The 8,812-nt window shown below is 35.7% G+C and carries 5 protein-coding genes; all 5 read left to right on the forward strand.

What is annotated here, in order from left to right; genetic code table 11:
- Nucleotides 1–181: 181 nt before the first annotated feature.
- The 5 genes from BLP44_RS17265 to BLP44_RS17285 all read left to right on the forward strand — a co-directional run bounded on the left by BLP44_RS17265 (nt 182) and on the right by BLP44_RS17285 (nt 8,664).
- Nucleotides 182–3,208: a SusC/RagA family TonB-linked outer membrane protein gene (locus tag BLP44_RS17265; protein ID WP_091134745.1), complete on the forward strand. Its 3,027-nt coding sequence runs from the start codon at nt 182–184 to the stop codon at nt 3,206–3,208.
- Nucleotides 3,209–3,245: 37 nt separating this feature from the next.
- A complete protein-coding gene (locus BLP44_RS17270; RefSeq protein WP_008464727.1) occupies nt 3,246–4,838 on the forward strand; it encodes a RagB/SusD family nutrient uptake outer membrane protein in 1,593 nt (530 codons plus the stop codon).
- Nucleotides 4,839–5,031: 193 nt separating this feature from the next.
- Nucleotides 5,032–6,126, forward strand: coding sequence for an endo-1,4-beta-xylanase (locus BLP44_RS17275; protein WP_091134747.1), 1,095 nt, complete (start codon nt 5,032–5,034; stop codon nt 6,124–6,126).
- Between the two features lie 132 nt (nt 6,127–6,258).
- Complete coding sequence (locus BLP44_RS17280) at nt 6,259–7,158, forward strand: PKD domain-containing protein (RefSeq protein WP_091134748.1); 900 nt, start codon at nt 6,259–6,261, stop codon at nt 7,156–7,158.
- Nucleotides 7,159–7,245: 87 nt separating this feature from the next.
- Nucleotides 7,246–8,664, forward strand: a complete 1,419-nt coding sequence (locus BLP44_RS17285) for a hypothetical protein (protein WP_091134749.1) — start codon at nt 7,246–7,248, stop codon at nt 8,662–8,664.
- Nucleotides 8,665–8,812: the final 148 nt, after the last annotated feature.

The raw sequence follows: 8,812 nt of genomic DNA on the forward strand, positions 1-8,812 counted from the left end.
CACCTCACAATTTTTTAAGGTTTATATTACGAATAATGCTTTTTAAAGCCCTTAAAACACAAATAAACACATTCACGCCCCCAAATGCGAATGTTTTCCTCCCCTAAAACCATCATTTATTAGTCACATTTGCAACATAAATCATGACTGATTTCTATCTAACTAACCAAACAATTATTTTATGAAACAAAACAAACGTGTCAAGATGTTTTGCCGTGAAGGAAAATATCTAAAACTAGTTTTAGTACTGTTTATGTGTATTTTTTCGACCACAATTAATGCACAGGAAAGTCCGATTTCTGGAAAAGTAGTCGATAATGCTGGACTGCCTCTTCCAGGTGTAAACGTCCATGTAAAAGGAAGCACAAAAGGAACCCAAACCGATTTCGACGGTAATTTTACGATTAGTACTGCCCCAAAAAGTACACTTGTATTCTCTTTCATCGGAATGGATGAGGTTTCGGTGGAAACCGAAAACAAGAAAAACCTAAAAGTAGTTTTAAAACCAAGTTCTCAAGCTTTAGACGAAATCATTGTTGTAGGTTATGGCACCAAAAAGAAAAGTGACGTAATCAGTTCTGTGGCTTCAGTAAAACCGGGAGATATGACTAAAGTGGCAACTTCTGATGTTGGAGAAATGCTTCGTGGAAAAGCAGCCGGTGTACAAGTAAGTTTAAATGATGGCGGACCGGGAAGTTCTTCTTCAATCCAAATTAGAGGAAAAAAATCGATTAACGGAAGTAACGAACCGATCGTTATTGCAGATGGAATCGTAATCGGAAACATTAACGATATTAATGCCAACGATATTGCTTCTTTGGAAATCTTAAAAGATGCTGCTGCACAATCTATTTACGGAGCAAGAGCTTCAAATGGTGTAATCTTAATTACGACTAAAAGAGGAAAAACAGGAAAAGCAAAAATCTCGTACAATGGTTTTTCTGGAATTCAAACCATCAACAGAAATTTTGATGTTTACAGCGGAGAAGAATTTGCGCAGTTAAAAAGAGAAGCCTACAGAACAAGCAATGGTGGGGTTTATCGTCCAGACGATCAGGTTTTCACACCGCTTGAACTGGAATCTGTTCAATCTGGGAAATATATCGATTGGGAAAAATTGGTTTTAAGAACTGGCGTAACAAACAACCACAGTGTTAGTATTTCGTCAGGGACAGAGAAAACAAGTATTTTTTCGAGTATCAACTATATTAATACTTCTGGAGTTGTTCCAAATTCGGATTACGAAAAAGTTGCCATGCGTGTCAATGTGGATCAAAGAATTACAGATTGGCTGAAAGTTGGAATGAATGTTTCGCTTCAGTTTTCTGAATCTAACCGTCCGAATGTGGGCAATATTTTAAATAATGCAATTAATACATCTCCGTTAGGACAAGTTTATAATCCAGATGGTTCTTTCCGTTACCTACCGGGAGGAATTCAAGAAACACCAAATCCGCTGATTGATGTTTACGAAACGAATACTAATGAATTGAACCGTAACGACATCATGAACGTGTTTTTGGATATTAATCTGGCAAAAGGTTTTACCTATAAATTGAATGCCAGCCGCAGATCGTGGAATTACAAAGCGATGTCTTTCAATACTTCAAAATCACTTTCAGGAATTGCAAACTCAGGGCAAGGAAGCGGTTATATTCGTTTTCAGGATAATGTAGAGTATCAATTGAGTAATATTTTACATTATAATTTAAATGTAGCCGAAAAAAATCATTTTAACGTAACGGGAGTTTATGAACTTACCTCATCAGAATACAATGATTTTAGAAACTCTGCGAGCAGAATTCCGAGTGATATTCTTGGGATTTATGGTTTAGAAAGTGCGTTCTTAAATACGCCTGAAATTGGAGGAAATGAAAGATCGTTGATTTCTTTTGCCGGAAAATTAGAGTATGATTTTGACAGCAAATACTATTTTACAGTTTCAGGAAGAGCTGATGGATCTTCAGTATTTGGAGCCAATAATAAATGGGGATTCTTTCCGGCCGTCAATGCGGCATGGAATGTTTCGAATGAAGAATTTATGAAAGAACACGTTCCTGTAATCAGCAATTTAAAATTGAGAGCAAGTTATGGTAAAGTGGGTAATCAGCCTCAGAACCCATATCAAAGTATGGCAACAGCGACACAGAGAGATTACATTATCAATGGTGTAAAAGTTTCGGGTTATGTCCCAGGTTCGCAATTATCAAATCCAGATTTAAGATGGGAAACTTCTACACAATTAAACTTGGCAGCTGATTTTGGTTTATTTAAAAACAGATTAACAGGAACGGTTGAGGTGTATAATACAGATACTTCGGATTTATTGATTTATGAAACGCTTAACGCGAATACAGGTTATACGACCAAACTTTCTAACATTGGAAAAGTAAACAACAAGGGTTTGGAAGTGACTTTAAATGGAGATGTATTCAAAACAAAAGATTTTAGATTGAATCTTGGAGCCACTTTTACTAAAAATAAAAACAGCATTGTAAGCATCTACGGAAAAGATGCAGACGGAGACGGAAGAGAAGACGACGCTGTTGGAAACTTATGGTTTATTGGAAAACCAATAGATGTTTACTATCGCTACAAAGCAGTTGGAATTTATCAGGAAGGAGAAAATATTCCGCTGGTAACTGGAACTACTTTATATCCGGGAGATATCAAATTATGGGACGCAGATCCGTCAAACGGAGCCAATCCGAATCCAGATCAAGACAGGGTAATTACATCTAAAATGCCAGATTGGTTCGGAACTTTTTCTGTGGCTTTAGAATACAAACAATTTGATTTCTCAGCAGATATTTATACGGTTCAGGGTATTACAAGAGATAATCCATTTTTATACGATTATGTGCGTGGAGGTTCTCTAAGAGGAGTTAAAAACGGTATCAAACAAGATTATTGGACGCCAGAAAACCCAGGAGGAAACTGGCCGAGGCCAAGGGACGGAAATGATCCGCCGTATATCAATACTTTAGGATTGCAGGATGCCTCATACATTCGTTTACAAAACATTTCTTTTGGATTTAAATTCCCAGAGAGCACGCTAAAACCATTAGGATTAAGCAATATGAGGCTTTATGTAACAGGCAGCAATTTGGTTACTATTACAGATTACCAGTCTTACAGCCCTGAAAAAGAAATATACGATTATCCAGAACCTGTGACTTGTGTTATCGGATTACAGGTAGGTTTCTAAGGTTTAAGACATTCAATAAATAAAAAATAACAAGATCATGAAAAATATAAATTTTCTATTTGTTTTGATTTTCGGACTTTCTTTAGGACTTACCTCATGCGAAGAGTTTCTGGAAGAAAACGTAAAAGATCAGGTTTCTGTAGATTATATCTACAATTCTCCAGCTGGTTTAGAAGTTGGAGTTAATGCACTTTACAACCAGATGCGTTATTACAATCTGCCATCTGGTGACAACAGCGATTTATGGGCCAATGTATTCTTTATGGTAGCAACCGATTTAGGTTTGCATAGAACTTGGAACACACCTTACGGAACAGGGCACAATCCACAATCGTTTACAGGTTCAAAATGGATTCAGGGATATAGAATCATTGATAGGTGTTCGGCTATTATTACTTCAGCAAGATCAGTGAAAATGGACGATGCTGCTAAAAGAAGATTGGTAGCACAGGCAAGAGTCATTAGAGGCGAATTGTATTTGGATTTGAAACAAATGTACGGTGGAATCTTAATTGACACGATTCCAACAACACCACAAAACATCAACGATCCAGTCGAATATAAAGTAGCCAGCGATGCAGATGTTTATAGATTAATTGATGCAGATTTGGATTATGCAATCGCCAATCTTCCTTTTAAAGTAGATCCAGGACGTTACGGACAAGGTGTTGCAAGACATATTCGCGGGAAAAGCGCTTTATGGCAGCAAGACTGGGCAGAAGCTGCAGCGCAATTTGATGCCATTATTAATGATGGAACTCACGGATTAGTTGCTCTTGCTGATGTTTGGGGACAAAACGGAAATCATAAAGAATCACTTTTTACCTATCAAAAAGACTTTTTATTAGGGCCTGATGATAATTTAGCAGGTGGTGGCGGTTCTTGGTTGAGCAGTGTTTTTACACATAGAACTTATGAATTGAATGCAAGCGAATTGGTTCAAGATGTAGCTTATGGAGGTCAGGCTTTAGGTTGGTTTTATCCAAATAATTACTTGAAATCATTATACGACCAGGCAAACGACTTGAGATTTAAAACCTATTATTATTCAGATAATTATCAGGATTATAAAATCAATGTGCCAAGTAATCCAAAATTCGGACAGCCCATTACCAATCCAGCCATTGCAGCTCCAAATGGAAATTACAGAGCTTGGCATTGGAGTTTGAAAAAATACCACGATTCAGAAAAACTGCCAATGACTTCAAACAGCTACAAAGATTATATGTATTACAGACTGGCTGAAACTTATTTATTGGCTTCTGAGGCTCATCATAATTTAGGGAATGATACCAAAGCGCTGGCATACTTAAACAAAGTAAGACGAAGAGGTTATACTGGAAATCCTGAAAGTACCGTAACCACTTACGATTTGACAGCTTGGACATTAAACAACTATTTAGATGAATCAGCCAGAGAACTAGCTTTCGAAAACAACAGATGGTTTTTGCTGAAAAGGCTTGGGCTTTTGGTAGAAAGACAAAATCTATATTTCCGTTCAAGTCCTTCCGGAACTATTTCTGGAGAAGTACCGCTAAAAATGACTCCAGCAATGGTAAACATGCCAATTCCACAGAGCCAGATTGATTTGATGGGAAAACCAGAAGGATTTAATGTTGGATATAATTAATTGATTTCAACGCATAGAAAAATAGATTACCATGTGAATTTTAAATAAGTGAAACGCTTTTATGTACAAAACAAATCTATGTTTCTATGTGTTTAAAAAATCACACCCAAAAAGTTAAGGTTAAAAGTTAGTAATAACCCATCCGGAAGTTAGAATATCCTGATCTGACTTCCGGATTTAAAACAGACTCACAATGATCAGTAAAAAATATATTCTTGGTATACTTACCGTTTTGTTGTTTGCATCCTGCAGCAATGACGAAAAAGTAGTTTTTATAAATGCAGATGAGGGCGATTCGGGAAATCCAAATCCGATTACGCAGACCTTAAAAGAAAAAGCAAAGTTTAAAATTGGCGCCGCAGTCAAAATGAAAGATTTGCAAAATGAAGCTAATTTTAAAAATGCCGTTTTAAAACATTACAGCCAGATTACAGCCGAATTCGAAATGAAAATGGCAAGTATTTGGACTTCTTCAACAGCATATAATTTTACGGCAGCCGATTATTTGGTAGGTTTTGCCAAAGACAATAATCTAGAAGTTCATGGACATACTTTAGTTTGGTACGATTCATTTCCAGAGTGGTTTAAAAATGCCAAATACGATTCAATTGCATTCGAGTCAAAAGTAAAAATTTACATCACAGATGTTGTCGGCCGTTACAAAGGAAGAGTAAAAAGCTGGGATGTTGTCAACGAAGTTTTTGCTGACGGCGGTGCTATGCGAAATGAAACTGTTATCAATTCATTATTTAAAGATCCAATTGGATTTTACGGAAGATGTTTCCGATATGCAAAAGCAGCCGATCCAGATGCAAAATTATTTTATAATGATTACAGCGTGGTTTTAGACGCGGGTAAAAGAGCTTCCATCAAAAAAATGGTTACCAGATTTAAAGCTAACGGAGTGCCAATTGATGGTTTAGGAGATCAGTTTCACTATGCAACAGATACCAACAGACAAACCATGAAAACTGGTTTTACAGATATGGCTTCAACAGGATTGTTAATTCATATTTCAGAATTGGATATCAAAGTAAATACAAGCAAATCAGATTCATATGTTTTTACAGATGCCGAAGCTCAAAAACAGTCTGAAACGTATAAGTATATCACAACTATGTATGAAGAATTGCCTCAAAATCAAAAATTTGCTATTTCCACTTGGGGAGTTACTGATAAATATACTTGGCTGACAAGCTTTTGGCATTACAAAGAATATCCACTGCTTCTGGATGCTGACTATAATAAGAAACCAGCTTACCAAGGATTTTTAGAAGGATTGAAATAATGCAGAAAATAGAAAATAGAGTACAGAGAATAGAATATTGAAAGGAAGAGAAGAAATAAGATTTGATGAGAAGTCTTTTCTCTATAATCTCTGTTCTATTTTCTATATAATAATAACCAAAAAACCGAAATCATGAAAATAAAACTAACCCACATACCCAAATTAAAATATTTCCTTTTAATGCTTTTTGTAGGTTTGCTTTCCTGCGAAGACGATGTACGGGAAGTGTACCTTTACAAAAAAGGAGAATTAAATGCGACTTCAACAAATACCGCTATAAAAGGAGGAGAAACAGTAACTTATACCGATTCGTCAACAAAAGTGCGTGCCATAAAATGGACTTTTCAAGGTGGTTCGCCAGGAGCTTCAATAGAGCCTAATGTTGAAGTAAAATATACCAAAGCGGGAACTTTTACGACTACTTTAGAAATCACTTTTGTAGATAATACCATTCAAAAGAAAACATTTACAGTTGAGGTCGAAGCACCGCCAACTCCGCCAATTGTTATTCCAGCTGATGCACTTAAAATCTACTCTGAAAATCCTGATTTTACTAAAACCGCTCCCGTTCTAAATTGGGTTTCAAGCAATCAGTTTGTGATAAAAGAAGTGGCAACTGATGGATATGAAGGGGCTTATAGAAATTTCTCTCTTCCTGCGACATCGCCTGCAACAGAAGCGAAATGGGCAATGGCAATTTTACAGTTTGTGAATGTTACCGATATTTCATCTTACACTTATATCAATATGGCAGTAAGAACTACAAGTACTGGAAAAATCAGATTCAGAATGAAAGATGCTTCTAATACAGGCTATGTAGAATTTGATGCAACAAGCAATTTGTATGGACTAAAAAGAGATGGAAGCTGGAACATGGTTAAAATCCCGATTGCCGATTACAAAAAACAAAACCCTGCACTAGATTTAACCAAAATCAAAGATATTCTAGTATTAAGAAGCGTTGATCCAGAAGATGTAAGAGCTTTAAACAACTATACTTTCGATTTCGATCATATTTATTTATCGAAATAATTTTTTTAACACATAGCCCCGATAACTATCGGGACTTATGTGTTAAAAAATAGATCACCTATTTCCTCTCAAAAAACTAATTAAAAAATGAATTTAAAGAAACATTCCATTTGCGTATTATTCTGTTTTACAAGTTTAATATCGTTGAATTCTCAGAATAAAATCACTTATCAAAAAGTCGAAGCCAGACAAAATGCTTTAGATCCAAAATGGGTGGCTTATGATGCAAAAACTATTGATAAACTGCCTGGATTTAAAGTAAAAAAGCAATTGCCAAGTTCGATTTACGGCGGTTCTAAAATGTGGCAGAAAGAAGCAACAGGATTTTTTAGAACAGAAAAAATAGACAACAGATGGTGGATTGTCGATCCAGAGGGATATCCGTATATTTTTAAGGGTGTTGCCGTTTTCAATGCGGGGCGTTCAGTAAATCAGCAGAAAGCATTTGATAAAAAGTTCGGAAGCAAAGAAAATTGGGTAAACAAAGAATCAAAATTACTTCGAGATAACGGATTTAATGGAGTAGGAGCGTGGTCAAATGTTGATTTGGTTAAAAATGCCGAAAATCCGTTGGTGTATACCGTGATTATTTCGCCAATGGGAATGTATCATGCTGATCATATTAAAAAATATGGAGGAAAATATAAAGAAGCTAGCTGGCAAAATTACCGCTTTGACTTGGTTATGGTTTTTGATAAAGAATTTGATGCCTACATCGAAAAATCGGTAAAAGAGATTTCTCAGTACAAAAATGATAAGTATTTGATGGGTTATTTTACAGATAATGAACTGCCTTGGTATAACGACGCATTAGATAAACATTTAACTTTATTGGCCAAAGATGAGCAGGGTTATATTGCTGCAAAAGAATGGTTGGATAAAAGAAAAGGGTTTAATGCTTCTGCATCTGATATCACTCAGGAAGACCGAATGGCATTTACGGCTTTTTATTTTGAAACGTATATGAAAAAAGTAACTGATGCGCTTCGAAAAGCAGACCCAAACCATATGTATTTAGGATGTCGTTTCAATCAGGATAAAGAACAGGAATTGACCAATCCAGAAATTTTTAAAGTAGCTGGAAAATATATGGATATCATTTCGATCAATCATTACAGAAAATGGGAACCGAGTCAGGAGTTGATGAATAATTGGGGCGAATGGTCAGGGAAACCATTTTTAATTACGGAATGGTACACTAAAGGAGAAGACTCTGGATTGCCAAATAATACAGGTGCAGGATGGCTGGTTAGAACACAAAAAGAAAGAGGACTTTTTTATCAGAATTTCACTTTAGAGTTACTGAAAAATAAAAATTCTGTAGGCTGGCATTGGTTCAAATATATGGACAACGATCCACAGGATTTAAGCACAGATTACTCAAATCGAGATTCAAACAAAGGAATTGTGAATGGCAATTTCGAACCCTATCAGCCATTGTTAAAAGAAATGAAATTGATTAATGATAATGCTTATGAACTGACGCGTTATTTTGATAAAATGTAATTTTTTTTTAAACACATAGAAACATAGGTTTTTTAGACTTAATAAAGGATACTAAAAGAAACTAGTTTCTAACACATAGCTAAGCTTTGTTAGTGCTATGTGTATTTATGAAAGTAAAACGTCTTTTATGCTCAAAGAGAACTATGTT

Source organism: Flavobacterium anhuiense, assembly GCF_900101855.1.
Taxonomy (GTDB): domain Bacteria; phylum Bacteroidota; class Bacteroidia; order Flavobacteriales; family Flavobacteriaceae; genus Flavobacterium; species Flavobacterium anhuiense.

What these genes read in the sequence shown, in the direction of transcription:
- BLP44_RS17280 (WP_091134748.1), top strand. Translation starts at nt 6,259, where the DNA reads ATGAAAATAAAACTAACCCACATACCCAAATTAAAATATTTCCTTTTA.
- BLP44_RS17270 (WP_008464727.1), top strand. Translation starts at nt 3,246, where the DNA reads ATGAAAAATATAAATTTTCTATTTGTTTTGATTTTCGGACTTTCTTTA.
- BLP44_RS17285 (WP_091134749.1), top strand. Translation starts at nt 7,246, where the DNA reads ATGAATTTAAAGAAACATTCCATTTGCGTATTATTCTGTTTTACAAGT.
- BLP44_RS17265 (WP_091134745.1), top strand. Translation starts at nt 182, where the DNA reads ATGAAACAAAACAAACGTGTCAAGATGTTTTGCCGTGAAGGAAAATAT.
- BLP44_RS17275 (WP_091134747.1), top strand. Translation starts at nt 5,032, where the DNA reads ATGATCAGTAAAAAATATATTCTTGGTATACTTACCGTTTTGTTGTTT.